This is a genomic window from Tardiphaga sp. 866_E4_N1_4 (genome assembly GCF_052076075.1).
In the GTDB taxonomy this organism is placed as follows: domain Bacteria; phylum Pseudomonadota; class Alphaproteobacteria; order Rhizobiales; family Xanthobacteraceae; genus Tardiphaga; species Tardiphaga robiniae.
The window spans coordinates 5,049,966-5,067,037 of record NZ_CP197242.1 but is presented as its reverse complement, the minus strand read 5'-3'; the positions used below and the strand labels follow the sequence as shown (position 1 = coordinate 5,067,037).

16 protein-coding genes are annotated in these 17,072 nt (G+C 63.0%); 10 read left to right on the top strand and 6 right to left on the bottom strand.

Annotated elements, in window-relative coordinates; genetic code table 11:
* Window positions 1-212 precede the first annotated feature (212 nt).
* The 5 genes from AB8B20_RS24400 to AB8B20_RS24380 all read left to right on the top strand — a co-directional run bounded on the left by AB8B20_RS24400 (window position 213) and on the right by AB8B20_RS24380 (window position 4,336).
* On the top strand, window positions 213-1,187 hold the full coding sequence (locus tag AB8B20_RS24400; RefSeq protein WP_439073311.1) for an aliphatic sulfonate ABC transporter substrate-binding protein: 975 nt from the start codon (window positions 213-215) through the stop codon (window positions 1,185-1,187).
* Between the two features lie 95 nt (window positions 1,188-1,282).
* Window positions 1,283-2,131, top strand: coding sequence for an ABC transporter permease (locus tag AB8B20_RS24395; protein ID WP_439073312.1), 849 nt, complete (start codon window positions 1,283-1,285; stop codon window positions 2,129-2,131).
* A complete protein-coding gene (locus AB8B20_RS24390; RefSeq protein ID WP_439073313.1) occupies window positions 2,131-2,910 on the top strand; it encodes an ABC transporter ATP-binding protein in 780 nt (259 codons plus the stop codon). Before AB8B20_RS24395 ends, AB8B20_RS24390 begins: the two co-directional genes overlap by 1 nt.
* Before the next feature lie 57 nt (window positions 2,911-2,967).
* Window positions 2,968-3,477: an OsmC family protein gene (locus AB8B20_RS24385; RefSeq protein WP_089262662.1), complete on the top strand. Its 510-nt coding sequence runs from the start codon at window positions 2,968-2,970 to the stop codon at window positions 3,475-3,477.
* A 61-nt stretch (window positions 3,478-3,538) separates the two neighbouring features.
* On the top strand, window positions 3,539-4,336 hold the full coding sequence (locus AB8B20_RS24380; protein ID WP_439073314.1) for a hypothetical protein: 798 nt from the start codon (window positions 3,539-3,541) through the stop codon (window positions 4,334-4,336).
* Window positions 4,337-4,437: 101 nt separating this feature from the next.
* Here AB8B20_RS24380 and mutS read toward each other — a convergent pair whose 3' ends face one another.
* Window positions 4,438-7,161, bottom strand: a complete 2,724-nt coding sequence (gene mutS / locus AB8B20_RS24375; RefSeq protein WP_439074044.1) for a DNA mismatch repair protein MutS — start codon at window positions 7,159-7,161, stop codon at window positions 4,438-4,440.
* A gap of 232 nt (window positions 7,162-7,393) precedes the next feature.
* Here mutS and pcaF point away from each other — a divergent pair, with 232 nt between their 5' ends.
* From pcaF to pcaG, 3 genes are read left to right on the top strand one after another with little or no spacing between them, the layout of a single operon-like run.
* Window positions 7,394-8,602 (top strand): 3-oxoadipyl-CoA thiolase, encoded by a 1,209-nt coding sequence (gene pcaF, locus AB8B20_RS24370; protein WP_116661429.1) that lies wholly within the window; start codon window positions 7,394-7,396, stop codon window positions 8,600-8,602.
* 58 nt (window positions 8,603-8,660) lie between these two features.
* On the top strand, window positions 8,661-9,362 hold the full coding sequence (pcaH, locus tag AB8B20_RS24365) for a protocatechuate 3,4-dioxygenase subunit beta (protein ID WP_068732948.1): 702 nt from the start codon (window positions 8,661-8,663) through the stop codon (window positions 9,360-9,362).
* Window positions 9,362-9,943: a protocatechuate 3,4-dioxygenase subunit alpha gene (gene pcaG, locus AB8B20_RS24360; RefSeq protein ID WP_089262670.1), complete on the top strand. Its 582-nt coding sequence runs from the start codon at window positions 9,362-9,364 to the stop codon at window positions 9,941-9,943. Before pcaH ends, pcaG begins: the two co-directional genes overlap by 1 nt.
* Window positions 9,944-10,033: 90 nt before the next feature.
* Here the strand turns inward: pcaG and AB8B20_RS24355 are convergent, their stop codons facing one another.
* Complete coding sequence (locus AB8B20_RS24355; protein WP_439073315.1) at window positions 10,034-10,492, bottom strand: SMP-30/gluconolactonase/LRE family protein; 459 nt, start codon at window positions 10,490-10,492, stop codon at window positions 10,034-10,036.
* A gap of 72 nt (window positions 10,493-10,564) precedes the next feature.
* Here AB8B20_RS24355 and AB8B20_RS24350 point away from each other — a divergent pair, with 72 nt between their 5' ends.
* The gene (locus AB8B20_RS24350; RefSeq protein WP_439073316.1) at window positions 10,565-11,560 is read left to right on the top strand and encodes an aminoglycoside phosphotransferase; all 996 of its coding nucleotides are present in this window, start codon (window positions 10,565-10,567) and stop codon (window positions 11,558-11,560) included.
* A gap of 9 nt (window positions 11,561-11,569) precedes the next feature.
* Here the strand turns inward: AB8B20_RS24350 and AB8B20_RS24345 are convergent, their stop codons facing one another.
* The 4 genes from AB8B20_RS24345 to AB8B20_RS24330 form a co-directional block, all read right to left on the bottom strand.
* Window positions 11,570-13,141 (bottom strand): DHA2 family efflux MFS transporter permease subunit, encoded by a 1,572-nt coding sequence (locus AB8B20_RS24345; RefSeq protein ID WP_439073317.1) that lies wholly within the window; start codon window positions 13,139-13,141, stop codon window positions 11,570-11,572.
* Between the two features lie 4 nt (window positions 13,142-13,145).
* Window positions 13,146-14,300, bottom strand: a complete 1,155-nt coding sequence (locus AB8B20_RS24340) for an HlyD family secretion protein (RefSeq protein ID WP_439073318.1) — start codon at window positions 14,298-14,300, stop codon at window positions 13,146-13,148.
* The gene (locus AB8B20_RS24335; protein ID WP_089262682.1) at window positions 14,293-14,772 is read right to left on the bottom strand and encodes a MarR family winged helix-turn-helix transcriptional regulator; all 480 of its coding nucleotides are present in this window, start codon (window positions 14,770-14,772) and stop codon (window positions 14,293-14,295) included. Before AB8B20_RS24335 ends, AB8B20_RS24340 begins: the two co-directional genes overlap by 8 nt.
* A gap of 180 nt (window positions 14,773-14,952) precedes the next feature.
* The gene (locus AB8B20_RS24330; RefSeq protein ID WP_439073319.1) at window positions 14,953-15,798 is read right to left on the bottom strand and encodes an outer membrane protein; all 846 of its coding nucleotides are present in this window, start codon (window positions 15,796-15,798) and stop codon (window positions 14,953-14,955) included.
* Between the two features lie 65 nt (window positions 15,799-15,863).
* On the opposite strand from AB8B20_RS24330, the gene AB8B20_RS24325 reads away from it, so the two are divergent.
* Window positions 15,864-17,042 carry a helix-turn-helix domain-containing protein gene (locus tag AB8B20_RS24325; RefSeq protein WP_439090673.1) on the top strand — a complete coding sequence of 393 codons (1,179 nt, stop codon included), beginning with the start codon at window positions 15,864-15,866 and terminating at the stop codon, window positions 17,040-17,042.
* The last annotated feature ends 30 nt before the right edge of the window (window positions 17,043-17,072 follow it).

The window sequence follows — 17,072 nt, the reverse complement described above, 5'->3', positions numbered from 1 at the left end:
GTCCATGCTGCCTTTTGCGCAATCCGGGCAACAACGTTCTCGCGGCGGTGTCCTTGGCGCATCATATCTTCTCGTTGACGGAACGCCATAACTAATTGAAATTAAAGCACGTTTTCGCACAGAGAGCGACCCCAGCATGGTGCCATGACGCCCGCAGGATGCAAGTCGCCTTCGAACCTCACGTTTCGACAGTCCATCAGGGAGAGACCAGAATGTTCACGATGTCACGGCGCGCTGTCGCCGGTCTGATTGCTGCGGCTGCACTGCTGCCCGGAGCTACCTTCGCCGCCGAACCGCTCAAGGAAATCCGGCTCGACTGGGCGACCTACAATCCGGTCTCGATCATCCTCAAGCAGAACGGCCTGCTGGAGAAGGAATTCGCCAAGGACGGCGTGAAGATCACCTGGGTACAGTCGGCCGGCTCCAACAAGGCGCTCGAATTCCTCAATGCGGGGTCCATCGATTTCGGCTCGACCGCGGGCTCCGCTGCGCTGGTGGCGAAGATCAACGGCAACCCGATCAAGTCGGTCTACGTCTATTCGCGTCCGGAATGGACGGCGCTGGTGACCGGCAAGGACTCCAAGATCGCCTCCGTCGCCGATCTCAAGGGCAAGCGGGTCGCGGTGACCCGCGGCACCGATCCCCACATTTTTCTGGTCCGCGCTTTGCTCGGCGCCGGCCTGACCGACAAGGACATCACGCCAGTTCTGCTGCAGCATGCCGACGGCAAGGCCGCGCTGATCCGCGGCGACGTTGATGCATGGGCCGGACTCGATCCGATGATGGCGCAGGCCGAGGTTGAAGACGGCGCCAAGCTGTTCTTCCGCAAGCCGGACGCCAACACCTGGGGCATCCTCAATGTGCGAGAACAGTTCCTGAAGGACTATCCGGATGCCGCGCGCCGCGTGCTCGCCGTCTATGAAGACGCCCGCAAATATTCGCTGGAGAATTATCCCGAGCTGAAGAAGGCCTTCATCGGCGTCACCAAACTGCCCGACGCCGTGGTCGACAAGCAGCTCAAGGAACGCACCGAACTGACCCATAGCCGCATTGGCGCACCGCAGCGCGAGTCGATCCTCGCCGCCGGCTTCGCATTGCAGCAAGCCGGCGTCATCGACGCCAAGGTCGATGTGAAGGCGACGGTGGATGCACTGATCGACGATCAGGTGCCGCTGCCAAAGAGCTGACGTCCCGCATCTGCGAAGCCGCCCTTCACCCTCCCTGCAAAGGGCGGGTGAAGCTTTTGAGTATCTTGCAAACCCAATCGAGACGCGCTTCAGCTATGGCCATGACGCTCGACACGACTGCGCTCGACGCGACGGAAACGCGCGCGACATCTGTATCCAACAAACGCTGGCAGCGTTTCGCGCGGCCGGCGCTGGGCGTCGTATTGCCCCTGACACTCGCGCTGGCATGGGAGCTGGCCGTCTGGTCCGGCTGGTCGAACGGCCGGCTGGTGCCGCCGCCGTCGCGCGTCTTCGCCACCATTATGGAGCTCGCCCGAAGCGGCGAACTCTGGCGCCATATCACCACGACGCTGTCGCGCGTTGCCGCAGGCTTCGGCCTCGGTGTCGTCGCCGGCACGCTGCTCGGCGCTATCTCCGGCTATTGGGGAATCGCGCGGCGACTGCTCGATCCCACCGTTCAGGCGCTGCGCGCCATCCCGTCGATCGCCTGGGTGCCGCTGTTCATCCTGTGGCTCGGCATTTTCGAGACCTCGAAGGTCGCGCTGATTGCCGTCGGCGTGTTCTTTCCGGTCTATCTCGGCGTGATGGGCGCGATCCTCTCGGTCGATCGCAAGATCGTCGAGGTCGGTCGTACCTTCCGCCTCTCTGGCCCCGCCATGATCCGCCGCATCCTGCTGCCTGCGGTGCTACCGGCCTATGTTGTTGCACTTCGCGTCGGCCTCGGGCTCGGCTGGATGTTCGTGGTTGCCGCCGAATTCATGGGCGCCTCCGAAGGGCTCGGCTATCTCCTCATCGACGGCCAGCAGCTCGGCAAGCCCGCGCAGATCCTCGCCGCCATCACCATTTTCGCATTGCTCGGCAAGACCACCGACTGGCTGATCGAACTCGTCACCGCACCACTGCTGCGCTGGCAGGATGCGTTCCGACCGGGTGGAGAGACCTGATGCTCGCCCTCGACAAGGTCGGCAAGACCTATCCCAACGGCGTCCATGCGCTGGAGCGCTTCACCGCGCAAATCCCGCAGGGCGAGATCGTCGCCATCATCGGTGGCTCCGGCTGCGGAAAATCGACACTGTTGCGCGCCGTGGCCGGGCTCGATCGCGCCTCGACCGGCAGCATCCGCATCGACAATATCGATATCAGCGCGCCGCATGAGAAAATCGGCATCATCTTTCAGGAACCGCGGTTGCTGCCGTGGCTCAGCGTCGCCGACAATATCGGCTTCGGCCTGTCCGAGCTTCCTGTCGCCGCACGCCGCGAGAAAGTCGCGCAGGCCCTGGCGCGCGTCGGCCTGTCGGATAAAGCCAAGGCATGGCCGCGCGAATTGTCCGGCGGGCAGGCGCAGCGCGTCGCCATTGCCCGTGCATTGGTGCCGCAGCCGGAGGTGCTGTTGCTGGATGAGCCATTCTCCGCGCTCGACGCCTTCACGCGCCGCGACCTGCAGGATCATCTGCTTGATCTGTGGGCCGACACGCGGCCGACGCTGGTCCTTGTCACCCATGATGTCGACGAAGCCGTTGTGCTGGCGGACCGCGTGCTGGTGATGCGTCCGCGGCCCGGTCGGCTGTTCGCCGAGATCGATGTCGGCCTCGCGCGTCCGCGCGACCGTGCCTCGCCGCTGTTCGAAGCCGTGAAGCGCCGCGTGCTCACCGCGCTGGATCGATCTCTCGATCGCAACGTGCCCGATAACGCGCCTGCCGAGGCGGTCGGCGCGTGGTGGTGACAACAGCACCGCGAGCTAATAAAAGCTGCAACTAACAAAATCTCAGGGAGAGATATCATGGACGCCGCCGCGCTTCGCGCCACCCAGGCCCCCATCAAGGAGCTCTACAAGACCGATCCCAAGGCAGCCTTCATCACGCTGAAGGCCAAGGGCTCGATCGACAATGACGGCATCGCCTGCAAGGTCGAGACCGGCCGGCAGATCGCAGCCGCCGGCCTGCACCCGGCCACGGGCGGCTCCGGCCTCGAACTCTGTTCGGGCGACATGCTGCTGGAAGCATTGGTGGCTTGCGCCGGCGTGACGCTGAAGTCGGTGGCCACCGCGGTCGAAATTCCCTTGAAGTCCGGCAATGTGACAGCCGAGGGCGATCTCGATTTCCGCGGCACGCTCGGCGTCGACAAGGAAGCCCCGGTCGGCTTCGCCGAAATCCGCCTGCGCTTCGACGTCGACACCGACGCGCCGCAGGACAAGCTCGATCTGCTGCTCAAGCTGACCGAGCGTTATTGCGTGGTCTACCAGACCATCAAACATGGCCCGAAGGTTTCGGTGTCCCTCAACAGGGTGTAAGCAGGCCAGACGACTCTCACCAAGAAAGAGGAGGCCAAGCACCTCCTCTCGTCAGGCTGCCATGTCCCCCGAACTTGCCTTCCTCCTGACGCTCACTTTGCGCATGGCGATCACCGCCGCCTTTGTGATCACCGCCTCCATCATCACCGAACGATCCGGCCCGGTGATCGGTGCATTGGTGGCAACGCTGCCGATTTCGGCGGGTCCATCCTATGTCTTTCTTGCGCTCGATCATGACGCCGCCTTCATCGCGCAAGGTGCATTGGCCAGCCTGCCGATCAATGGCGCGACGATGTTTCTCGGATTGACTTACGTGCTGCTGGCGCAACGCCACAACGTGATCGTCAGCCTCGGCGCCGCTGTGCTGGTGTGGTTCGCCCTCGCCCTGCTGGTGCGGCAGTTCGAATGGACTTTGCTTGGCGGTATCGCGGCCAATGTCGTGGCCTTCGGCATCTGCCTGCCGCTGATGGCGCGGTTTCGCCATGCGAGGATGCCGCTCATCACCAGGCGCTGGTACGATATCCCACTGCGCGCCGCACTCGTCGCGACACTGGTCGCCACCGTGGTGACGCTGTCCTCGACCATCGGCCCGACCGGCAGCGGCATTCTCGCACTTTATCCCGTGGTCTTCACCAGCCTGATGCTGATCCTGCATCCGCGGATCGGTGGCCCGCCCACCGCCGCCGTGATCGCCAATGGCGGCTGGGGCCTGATGGGTTTCGGCATCGCGGTGGCCGTGATGCATGTCACCGCTACCCGCTTCGGCTCGGTGGTCGCCCTGAGCCTCGCGCTCGCCACCTGTGTCGTGTGGAATCTCGGCCTGTGGGCGTGGGGCCGCAGGCGGGTGCGCTACGTGTAAAACCCCGTCATGGCCGGGCTCGTCCCGGCCATCCACGTCTTTGGCGCAGAGAAACAAGGCGTGGATGCCCGGCACAAGGCGGGGCATGACGATAGAGAATGTTACTTCGGCAGTTTCGCCTTCAGCGTATAGAGCGCATCCAGCGCCTCCCTTGGCGACATCTCGTCGGGATGCAGCGCCTTCACGGCGTCCATCAGCAATTCCGCCTCCGACGGAGGAGTCGCCTCGGCCGGTGCGCGCGCGGTGATCGCGAACAGCGGCAGGTCATCCATCAGCGCCTTGGCGCTCTGGCCGCGATCCTGCGCCTCGAGCTTGGCCAGCACCGACTTCGCGCGCGCGATGACCGCCGGCGGCAGGCCCGCGAGCTTGGCCACCTGAATGCCATAGGAGCGATCCGCCGAGCCCGGCAGCACCTCGTGCAGGAACACCACGTCGCCGTGCCATTCCTTCACCCGCACCGTCGCATTGAACAGCCGCGGCAGCTTGGCGGAGAGTGCGGTGAGCTCGTGATAATGGGTCGCGAACAGTGCGCGGCAGCGATTGCTCTCATGCAGATGCTCGATCGCGGCCCAGGCGATCGATAGACCGTCGAAGGTCGCAGTGCCGCGGCCGATTTCATCCAAGATCACCAACGCGCGTTCGGTCGCTTGATTGAGAATGACCGCCGTCTCCACCATCTCGACCATGAAGGTCGAACGGCCGCGCGCCAGATCGTCGGCGGCGCCGACGCGCGAAAAGAGCCTGTCGACAATGCCGATGCGGGCGCGCGAGGCCGGCACGAAACTGCCGATTTGCGCGAGCAGCGCGATCAATGCGTTCTGGCGCAGGAAGGTCGACTTACCGGCCATGTTCGGACCAGTGATCAGCCAGATCTGGCCGGACTTCTGCCCCGGCCCGGGCGACAGATCGCTGGCATTGGCGATGAACGGCTGGCCGTCGCGGCGCAGCGCCTGTTCGACGACGGGATGCCGGCCGCCCTCGATGGCGAATAACAGCGAGTTGTCTACTTCGGGGCGGACGTAGTTGTCATCGACCGCCAGCTTCGCCAGAGCCGTTGCGACATCGAGCAGCGCGAAAGCATGCGCGGCGGCGCGCAGATCTTCCGACGCCTCGGCGACCATCGCCGACAGCCGTTCGAAAATTTCGAGCTCGAGCCCGAGCGCACGGTCGCCGGCATTGGCGATCTTGGCCTCGATCTCGCCGAGTTCGGACGTGGTGAAGCGCACCTGCCCTGCCAGCGTCTGGCGATGGATGAAGGTCGCGTTCAGCGGGGCCTGCATCAACTTGTCGCCATGCTGCGCGGTGACTTCGACGAAATAGCCGAGCACATTGTTGTGACGGATCTTGAGGCCCTTCACGCCGGTGTCATCGGCATAGCGCGCCTGCATCGCGGCGACCACGAGGCGCGAGGCGTCGCGCAGATTGCGGGTCTCGTCGAGCACCGGCTCGAAGCCTTCGCGCACGAAGCCGCCGTCGCGCTTTAGCAGCGGAAGATCGTCGGCCAGCGCCCGCGCAAAGGTCGCGGCGAGTTCGCGCGATGGCCGGCGCAGGCCGGCCATCGCAGCCGTGATATCCGCTGGCAGATTGTCGATGACGCCGAGACGATCAAGCACCTGATCGGCGGCAAGCACACCATCACGCAGACAGGCGAGATCGCGCGGACCGCCGCGGCCGACCGAAAGCCGCGCCAGTGCGCGCGACATATCAGGCGCAGACTTCAGGGCCGAGCGCAGATCGTCGCGCAGCCCGCTGTCGGATACGAAACTCGTGACCGCATCGAGCCGGCGGCCGATCGCCACTTCATCGGTAAGCGGCGCGGCGAGGCGCTGCGCCAGCAGGCGCGAACCGGCGGCGGTGACGGTGCAGTCGATCGCATCCAGCAGCGAGCCCTTGCGCTCGCCTGATAGCGTGCGCGTCAGTTCGAGATTGGCGCGGGTCGCCGGATCGATGGCCATGGTGGTGCCGACCGCTTCGTGGGTCGGCGGCGACAACGGCACGCGTTTGCCGACTTGCGTGCGCTCGACATAGGTGACGCACGCCGCCGCAGCGGTCGCTTCCAGCCGCGACATGGCGCTGAGGCCGTCCATGGTGGCGACGGCAAAGTAATCGCACAGCCGGCGTTCGGCGGCGGCACCATCGAACACGTCACGGGTCAGCGGCGTCACCGCCGGCAATTCGCGCAGCAACTGGCTGAGATCAGGATCGCTGTAGAGCGCATCCGTAACCAGCACCTCGTTCGGATTGATCCGCGCCAGCGTCGCGCCGAGTTCGCCTGTCGCACATTCGGTGACAATGAATTCGGCAGTCGAAATATCGATCCAGGCCAGACCGATGCGATCCGCACCGCTTGAGCCCTTGCTGCGCGCAATCGCCAGCAGATAATTATTGGCCCGCGCGTCGAGCAGGTTTTCTTCGGTCAGCGTGCCCGGCGTAACCACGCGCACGACGTCGCGGCGAACCACGCTCTTGCCGCCGCGCTTCTTCGCCTCGGCCGGATCCTCCATCTGTTCGCAGACGGCGACACGGATGCCGAGCGAGATCAGGCGGTGCAGATAATCATCGGCGCGAACCACCGGCACGCCGCACATCGGGATATCCATGCCCTGATGCTTGCCGCGTTTGGTCAGCACGATGCCCAGGGCGCGCGAGGCGACCTCCGCATCCTCGAAGAAGATCTCGTAGAAATCGCCCATCCGGTAGAACAGCAAGAGGCCGGGATTGGCGGCCTTTATCTCAAGGTACTGTTCCATCATGGGAGACACTTTTGCGGTGTCATCCACGCGGGGAGCGGGTTCTGGGGCGGTAATGGGCTGCTGGATCGTCATGGCGCCGGACGCTAGCAAATTTTGCTCCGCCGATCCCACCCGCGGCTGTCGCAAACCGTAGTTTTCCCCACCGCGGAGAGGCAGTTGACAAGTCAACTGCGATCTCATATCCGCAATTCCAAGGACAACGCTGCCATCCAGCAGCAGCATTTGACCGGGTCAGCGGGGGTTCTTAAAACCACCGCGAAAATCCGGCAATCGAGCGCGGATGCAGTCTCCAGGGAGAGAATTGATGAGCGATGTCTTCATTTGCGACGCCGTCCGCACCCCCATCGGCCGTTTCGGCGGCTCCCTTGCCAAAGTTCGCGCCGACGACCTCGCCGCCGCCCCCATTAAAGCCCTGATGGACCGCAATCCCGGCGTGGATTGGGCTGCCGTCGAGGAAGTCTATTTCGGCTGCGCCAACCAGGCCGGTGAAGACAACCGCAACGTCGCCCGCATGGCCGCGCTGCTGGCCGGCCTGCCGGATTCCGTTCCCGGCGCCACGCTGAACCGCCTTTGCGCATCCGGCCTTGATGCCGTTGGCGCCGGTGCCCGCGCCATCCGCGCCGGTGAAATCGATTTCGCCATTGCCGGCGGCGTCGAATCCATGACCCGTGCGCCGTTCGTTCAGGGCAAGGCCACCGAAGCCTTCTCCCGTTCGGCGGAAATCTTCGACACCACCATCGGCTGGCGCTTCATCAACCCGCTGATGAAGGAAAAATACGGCGTCGACGCCATGCCTGAGACCGGCGAAAACGTCGCGCAGGATTTCCAGATCTCGCGCGCCGACCAGGATGCCTTTGCGATCCGCTCGCAGCAGAACGCCGGCAAGGCGATCGCTTCGGGCTATTTCGCCGAAGAAATCATCCCGGTGATGGTGCCCGGCGGCAAGGCCGGCCCCATCGCCGTCGACAAGGACGAGCATCCGCGCCCCGAAACCACGCTGGAAGGCCTCGCCAAGCTGCGCCCGATCGTCCGCAAGGACGGCACGGTCACCGCCGGCAACGCCTCGGGCGTCAATGATGGCGCCTGCGCCATGATCCTCGCCTCGGGCGCCGCTGTGGAGAAGCACGGCCTCAAGGCCCGTGCCCGCATTCTCGGCCTCGCCTCGGGCGGCGTCGCGCCGCGCATCATGGGCATCGGCCCCGTGCCGGCGACCAAGAAGCTGATGGAACGCCTTGGTCTGAAGATCAGCGATTTCGATCTGATCGAGCTCAACGAAGCCTTCGCGTCGCAGGGTATCGCCGTGCTGCGCCAGCTCGGCGTCAAGGAAGACGCTGACTTCGTCAATCCGCATGGCGGCGCAATCGCGCTCGGCCACCCGCTCGGCATGAGCGGCGCGCGCCTGGCGATGACGGCGGTGCATGGCATGGAGAAGCGCGGCGGCAAGCTCGCGCTGGCCACCATGTGCGTCGGCGTCGGTCAGGGCGTCGCCATGGCGATCGAGAAGCTGAACTAAAACTTAAGTCCACAAGCAAGCCGCCGCGGGATCCGCGGCGGCCAAAGGGGAAACCAGCATGACGCTAATCTATCCCGTCGAGAGCAATGCGGCGCACGCGCCGCGCCTCTCACCCGGCTACAAGAGCACCATCAAGCGTGCCCCGCAGAAGCAGCGGATATTGATGCCGCACACGCTGTCGGAGACGACGGGACCGGTCTACGGCCACGAGACCGTGCGCCCCGGCGATCATGACCTCACCACCATGCATGCCGGCGAGCCGCTTGGCGAACGCATCATCGTGCACGGCACGGTGATGGACGAGGACGGCCGCGGCGTGCCGAACACGCTGGTCGAACTCTGGCAGGCCAATGCCTGCGGCCGTTATGTGCATGTCTGGGACCAGCATCCCGCGCCGCTCGATCCGAACTTCACCGGCGCCGGCCGCACCGTCACCGACGCCGCGGGCAACTACAAGTTCGTCACTATCAAGCCCGGCGCCTATCCGTGGGGCAATCACCATAATGCGTGGCGCCCTGCGCACATCCACTTCTCGGTGTTCGGCCATTCCTTCGTCTCGCGCCTCGTGACGCAGATGTATTTCCCGAACGATCCGCTGTTCCCGTTCGACCCGATCTTCAACTCGGTCACAGACGAAAAGGCGCGCTTGCGCATGGTGTCGGATTTCGACCTCGACGTCACTGAGCCTGGCTGGGCGCTGGCCTATCGTTTCAACATCGTGCTGCGCGGCCGCAACGCCACCCCGACGGAGAATCACTGATGCCCGGAATTACCCCGTCGCAGACCGTCGGCCCGTTCTATGCCTATGGCCTGACGCCGAACGGCAAGTACGCCTGGAACGACGCCTTCACCAGCAACCTGCTGACACCCGACGTCACCGGCGACAAGATCCGCATCGAAGGCGTGATCTATGACGGCGACGGCAAGGTTGTGCCCGACGCCGTGCTGGAAATCTGGCAGGCCGATGCGCAGGGCCGTTTCGCCGATCCGCAGGATACCCGCGGGCTGCCGAATTCGAGCTTCAAGGGTTTCGGCCGCTCCGGCACCACCGATGCCGGCGAATATTCGTTCGACACCATCAAGCCAGGCGCCGTGCCGGGCATCGATGGCAAAGAACAGGCGCCGCATATCGTGATGGCCGTGTTCGGCCGCGGCATGACGATGCAGTCGATGACGCGTATCTATTTCGAGGACGAAGCCGCGACGGCTGATGATGCGGTGATGAACCTCGTCCCGGCCGACCGCCGCGCGACGATCATCGCGAAGAAGACGGCGCCTGGCGTGTATCGGTTTGATATCCACCTGCAAGGCGACAACGAGACGGTGTTCTTCGACGTGTGAGTCTTCGCGATCGTCGCACAAAGAAGAAGGCCGGGTATGCCCGGCCTTCTTCTTTGAACCCCGCATCTCCTCAATGAGCAACAACCCTGATCAGATATCGAACCTGCTTTCCGGCAACCCGCGCACACCGACATCGAGCGCAAGCACCGCGCCGGCATGGGTCTCCTTCGCCAGCATATCCGCCTCGATCATCTTCGTCGCCGACGTGACATAGAGCGTCGCAAAATCGGGGCCGCCGAAGCAGACGCAGGTTGGATTCGTGACGGGCATCTCGATGACCCGATCAACGCGACCGTCCGGCGCGTAGCGCATAATGCGATGGCCGGCGAAAATCGCGTTCCAGAGATAGCCCTTCGAATCCACGCAGGCGCCATCCGGACGACTCTTGTCGGCGGTGTAGTCCGCAAACACCCGCTGATTGCTGAGATCGCCGGTTTTGGTGTCGAGATCGAACGCCCAGGTTAGGTACTGGCGGGTATCGGAGAAATACAGCGTGCGCCCGTCCAGTGAGAACGCCAGCGTGTTGCTGCAGATGATCCCCTCGAACATCCGCGTCACCTTGCCCGACGGATCGACGCGATAGAGGCTGCCGATCTCACCGCCGCGCTTCGCAAGTCCGGCGTGCTCGGAGACGGTCGCGTTCGCGATGTCACCGTGGAGCGTTCGTTCAATACGGTGCTGTCTCGGATCGACCGGCTGCGCCTGAGCTACGATGGCGACGACACCGATGCACCGGGCTCCATCATTCTCAAGACCGTCGTCCCCGAACGCGCGGCGACATTCTGGCATGCCGGCCGCAACGAAGTTGCATTCTACAACACCGTTGGTTCGGCCATGTCCGAGCATCTTGTGCCGCGTTGCTACGAAGCGGTCAGCGATGCCGACACCAAGGCCTGGCATTTGCTACTCGAAGACCTCACTGAGTCTCACTTTGTCGCCACCACCTGGCCGCAGCCGCCGACATTCGCACAATGCGAGCAGATCGTTCGGTCTCGGGCACGTTTTCACGCCGCGTGGTGGAATGATGCCCGCCTCGGCGTCACAATCGGGGCATGGCAGGAGTCCACCGAACTGGATCAGCAGGTGCAGACGCTCACGCGCCAGTTGGAAAAATTCACCGAGCGCCAGGGCGATCGCCTGTCGCCCGAGCGGCGCGAGCTCTACACACGGCTACTCGACGCGGCGCCGCGCCTGCAGGCGCGCTACTGTTCCCACTCCAACATGACGATCGTCCAGGGCGACTCCCATGTCTGGAACATCTTTCTGCCGAAAGATGAGAACAGCGATGAAGCGCTGCAATTCGATTGGGATAGCTGGCGCGTCGACACGGCATCGGACGATCTCGCTTATATGATGGCGATGCACTGGTATCCCGACCTACGGCGGCGCTTTGAGCGACCTTTGCTCGACCACTACCACGCCGAACTGGTGGCACGGCGCGTGCCCGGCTACGACCGGCGTGCGCTGAATGACGACTACCGCCTGTCCGTGTTGTGGCAGATCACCACCCCGGTATGGCAGGAGGCCAATAACATCCCGCCGGTGATCTGGTGGAATAACCTTGAACGTATCATGCTGGCGGTCGACGATCTCGATTGCCGCGAGCTGCTCGGCTGAGGGCTGGCTTTATTCCATCACCGCCGGATGCTCATCCGCGCCCGGCTTCGCCGCCTGCGCGCGCAAGGTCGCCTTGGACGAGCCGATGATCAGCGCCATCGGAATCGCGCAGAGCGTCACCAGCATCACCATCTGATAATCCAGCCCGAAGGCGATGATCGTTGCCTGCAGCGTGACGATGGCGTCCATCATGGCGCGGCCGCTATCGGTGGCGAGGTTGATCGCGCTGGTCACATTGGGCATCTGCAGCGCATTGCTGAACGGCGTGATGTGCTCGACCAGCACCGCATGGGCCATACGGGTGTTTGAGGTGAGCTGCGCGATTACGATGGAGATGCCGATCGAACTCGCGACATTGCGCAGCAGCGTGAGCATCGAGGTGCCGTCGGTGCGCAGATGATTTGGCAGCGTCAGGAACGCCACCGTGGACAGCGGCACGAAGACGAGACCAAGGCCAAATCCCTGCGCGATGGAGACGATCACGATCTCCGGCACGCCGGTCTGGTCGGTCCACATCGACGTAAAGAACAGCGACACCGACATCAGCGCCATTCCCACCATGATCAATGTACGCGCCTCGACATATTTCATGATGCGCCCGACCAGCATCATCGCCACGAAGGTGCCGGAGCCACGCGTCGCCAGTAGCAAACCTGCCGTGAGGATCGGATAGCCGATGACGTTCTGCAGATAGGGCGACGATAGTGCCATGGTCGAATACAGCACCAGCCCCATGACGGCCATGAACACGCAGCCGCCGACAAAATTCTTGTCCTTGAAGATGGCGAACTGGATGAACGGCTTCGAGGTCGTGAAGGAATGCGCGAAGAAATAATAGAAGCCGATGACCGAAACGATCGCCTCGATGACGATTTCGTTGGATTCGAGCCAGCCGAGCTGCTCGCCGCGGTCAAGCGCGAGCTGCATCGCACCGATGCCGATGGCCAGCGCGCCAAAGCCGAACCAGTCGAATTTCAGTTCTGCATTGGTCTTGGTCTCGTCCATGAAGGCCAGCAGGCCAAACACCGTGACGATGCCGAAGGGCAGATTGACGAAGAACACCCAGTGCCAGGAATAGGTTTCAGTCAGCCAGGCGCCCAATGAAGGCCCCATGATCGGGCCGAGCATCACGCCCATGCCCCATATCGACATCGCCTTGGCGCGCTCATGCAGCGCGTAGCTGTCGAGCATCACCGCCTGCGACAGTGGCACCAGTGCCGCGCCGAACACGCCCTGCAACAGGCGAAAGCCGACCATCTGGTTGATGTCCTGCGCAAGGCCACACAGCACCGAGGCGACCGTGAAGCCCGCCGAACAGACGATGAAGATCTTCTTGCGGCCGAACCGGTTGGCGATCCAGCCGACCGGCGCGGTCATGATCGCCGCAGCCACGATATAGGAGGTCAGCACCCAGTTGACCTGATCCTGCGACGCCGACAGCGTGCCCTGCATATAGGGCAACGCGACATTGGCAATCGTGGTGTCTAGCGCCTGCATGATGGTTGCGGTCATGGCGCAGATCGTCACCATGTTCCGGCGAAAGCCGGGGACCGCGCTGGGAGATGGCGCCGACGTGCTCATGAGATCAGTCCTGAGCAGCCTTGGCCGATGACAGGCCGAGCAGGCCCGCCAGCGAGCGATGATGCTTGGTATCGATGGTCGTGTAAGTGCTCATGCCGGCCTTGAGCCGCTTCACGAACGGATCGTTGTAATCGAGATAGATTCGCACCGGCACACGCTGCACCACCTTGACGAAGTTGCCGGTGGCGTTTTGCGGCGGCAGGATTGCGAATTGCGCACCGGTGCCGGGGCTCAGCGAACCGACGGTGCCCTTGAAGGCGTGGTTCGGGAACGCATCGACATCGATCTCCACGGTCTGGCCAACGGCGATGTAAGTGAAATCGGATTCCTTCAGATTGGCATCGACCCATGGCCTGTTGTCGTCGATCACCGTCAGGATCGGCGTGCCGGCCATCGCGAAGCGGCCGAGCTGGATGTTATCGACCTGCGTCGCGACACCGGAGATCGGCGCCTTCAGCACAGTGTGGTCGAGATTGCGCTGCGCCTGATCGAGCGCCGACTGCGCCTGCGCGTAAGGCGGGAACTGGGCCAGCGGCAGGTCGGGATTGCCGAGCAACTGGTTCATTGAGGTCGCGAGCTGCTGCCTCAGGAGTTCGAGCTGTGCTTTCGCGGTCACCGCCGCGGTCGCCGCATTATCGAGATCGAGCTGCGAGCCGAAGTTGCTCTTGACCAGAGTCGACTTGCGTTCGACGTCGCGCTGTTTGAAGTCGACACCCTGCTGCGCCAGATCCTGCATCTGGCCATAGATCTTCACGTTGCTGACGAGGTTGTCATAGGTGGTTTTCGCCTGCGCCAGCTTGGCCCTGGCATCGTCAAGCGCCAGCCGGAACGGGACCGGATCGATCTCGAACAACACGTCGCCTTCTTTGACATGCTGGCCTTCGCGCACCACGACCTTGTCGACCTTGCCGGAGATATCCGGCGTGATCAGCACCTTCTGCGCGCCGACATAGGCGTCGTCGGTACCGACATAACGGCCACCCGAGAGATAGAACGCAACGCCGCCAACAAGAACGATGGCCGGCAGTACGACCAGCAGCAACGTTCGCCGATAGCGCTTCAAAAATCCTGTCAGACCCTGACGCTGCGTCATCGCGGTGCCATCGGATCCGCCCTCGGGCGCATCCTTGTCGGGAAATTTCAGCACGGGCTCAGCCATAGACTTGTTCCTTGGTCTTTGTGGCTGCGGGGTTCAGCGCAGCGCGGATATTGTCTTTGATGGTTTCGAGATGCGCGACCAGCTGGTGCATGTCGGCCTCGCTCACGCCGTCGAACGCGACCTGCATCAGGTTGCCGCGCAGCACCGCCAGCTTTGCCGTCAACGGGCGCGCGGCCTCGGTGAGATAGAGGCGCTTGATGCGGCGGTCGGTGTCGTCATTGCGGCGTTCGATCAGGCCGCTGTCGCAGAGCTTGTCGATCAGCCGCGTCAGGCTGATCGGCGCCATTTCCATGGCGTCGGCGAGGTCGGTCTGTTTTTGGCCCTCATTGCGCTCAACCTTGGCGAGCACCGCCCATTGAGCGCGGGTCATGCCGAACTGGCGCGCTTCCTTGTCGGCCAGCAGCCGCAACATGCGCTGGGTCTCGAACAAGGCGGACAGAAAATCGGTGCCGGTGTCAGGCTGGCAGGACATGGAGGCGCTCCATAAACTTAGCTTATTATAAGCAAGCTTATGAATAACGCATCGGTGGACGATACGACGCAGCCCCGCGACAAGCGCATGGCTAGATCTCCCGGACCTCCCCAGAATAGGCGGCACAGCAAAAAGCCCGGCACGAGGCCGGGCTTGAAGTCGTCAGGAGGGTCGAAAGGGTCAGTATTTGGCCACAACAGCCGGGCTGAAGGCGTAATTGATGCCGGCGCGGAAGACGTGGTCATGGAAGCCGACCGAGGTCTGGTTGGCCGTCCCCCCGAAATAGGTCGCCGAGCCGAGATCGAGATACAGATATTCGAGCTTGGCCGACCAGTTGGTGCCGAACTTCTTTTCCAGACCGGCGCCCAGGGTCCAGCCGACGCGGGTCTGCGATTCCGACAGTGACGCGCCGGGAACCGTCACGGCGGCGCTGGCCGGTGTCGTACCCTGCGATCCCGGCCCGAACAGCTGCCCGGTTACGGTCGTCTGTGTCGAATACTTGACCTCGCCGACAGCGAGACCGCCGGTGCCGTAGAGGAGCAGATCCGGCGTTGCCAGCAGGCCGACGCGGCCGCGGAAGGTCGCAAACCACGGGAAGCTCCAAGAGCTGTTGGCCGATGTCTGCGTCAACAGATTGAAGTCACCGCCGGGCAAGGTGGTCCGCAGCGAACTCACTGGAGAGTTCGCGCTGCCACGTTCACCGGTCCCCTGGATATCGGCTTCGAGACCGACGACCCATGTGCGATCGAGCTGCCAATTATAGCCGATCTGGCCGCCGCCGAGGCCGCCATTGACATCCTGCTTGACCGGCGACGCAAAGGCGGTGCCTGGCAGGAAAGTGGCGTCGCCCTTGCCCCAGCTGTAGCCGCCGTTGAGGCCGACATAGAATCCGGTCCAGTTGATGCCGGGGTCCACCAGAACCGGCGCCTTGGTATACATGCGGGGCGACAGATCCGCAGCGCCGGCGGTCGACGAAAACGCCACGATGGCGAGGCCTGCAGCGGCCAATACGGTGCGTTTCACCATCAGTCTCCTCAACAACAGGTCAACAAAGGCAGGCCGAAGGCCCTGCTTCGATGATGTGTAGTTGAATGAGACATCAGCGACTTGGAACGGACGCGACGCGGCAGGACTGGGCGAGACTGGCACCGCAATTCGTTCTGCTTGTTGCGTTCAGGCCACATGGCGCATCACGAACTATCAAAGACAGAAATACCCAAAAGCGCGCTAGCTGCGATCATTATGAACGTGATCCGGCGCTGGCACGACCAAGATGTAGTTCAATGCTTGCAGGACTGATCCTCGTGACTTCAGGGCCCGGTCCCGAAACGCCCGATTCATTAATCGCGGCTGCTTCCGAAAATCTGCCGACACCGCAGCTCCAATTCGGGCGCCTGACATTCAACGTCGAATCCCCTTTTCCGATGGACACCCCGTTTTCAACCGATACTGCATTGCACAGGCTGCCCGGCGCGATTGTTTTTATCGGCACGGGATTTCCGGCGAACGATCGCATGCTCGATGCTGCGACTGCGTCATCGCTCGACGATGTCGTCTTTGCAGTCGTTCTGAAAGGTCGCGCTCGCGCATCGCAGCATGGCCGCGAAGAAATCATCGAGCAGGACCATGCGGTCTTGATGACAACTAGGGACGCCGGTTGGCATACGTCATCTTGTGAGACACAGCATCTGATCGTTCAGATCGACCGTGCTGCACTGTCGATCAAGGTGCCCAATCTCGGCGCCTGGCTCATGCGACCTGTCCTCCTGGAGGCTCAGACGTTGCGGCTGTTGATGGCGCATTGTCAGGAAGCAATCGACCTTGACGGGTCCGCCCCCACCCATCTTCAACACCATGTCGTGGCCGATCTGTGTAGCCTGATCGCACTTCTGACGATCGGTTGCGAGAACCGCTCCGAGACATCTCCACCTTCCAGCACCCGCATGTTGCGCTTGCATGCGATCAAGGCAGCCATCGAAGCAAGTCTCGGAAATCACGACCTCTCGGCCGAAACACTGGCGGCGACTCAGAAAATCTCGCCTGATTATGTCCGCAAGCTGTTTCGCGAACACGGCCTCAGCCTGTCGGAATATTTGCTCGAACGGCGTCTGGCCCTTGCTCATGCACTGCTACTCGACCCATTGCGGGCCGATGAGCTGATCGGGAAGATCGCCGACGAGGCCGGCTTCAACGATTTGTCGTATTTCAACCGGACATTCCGGCGCCGATATGCAACCTCGCCATCGGATCTGCGCAGAAGCGCGACCTGATCCGGCACGGTATGCCCGTTCAACCTTTGC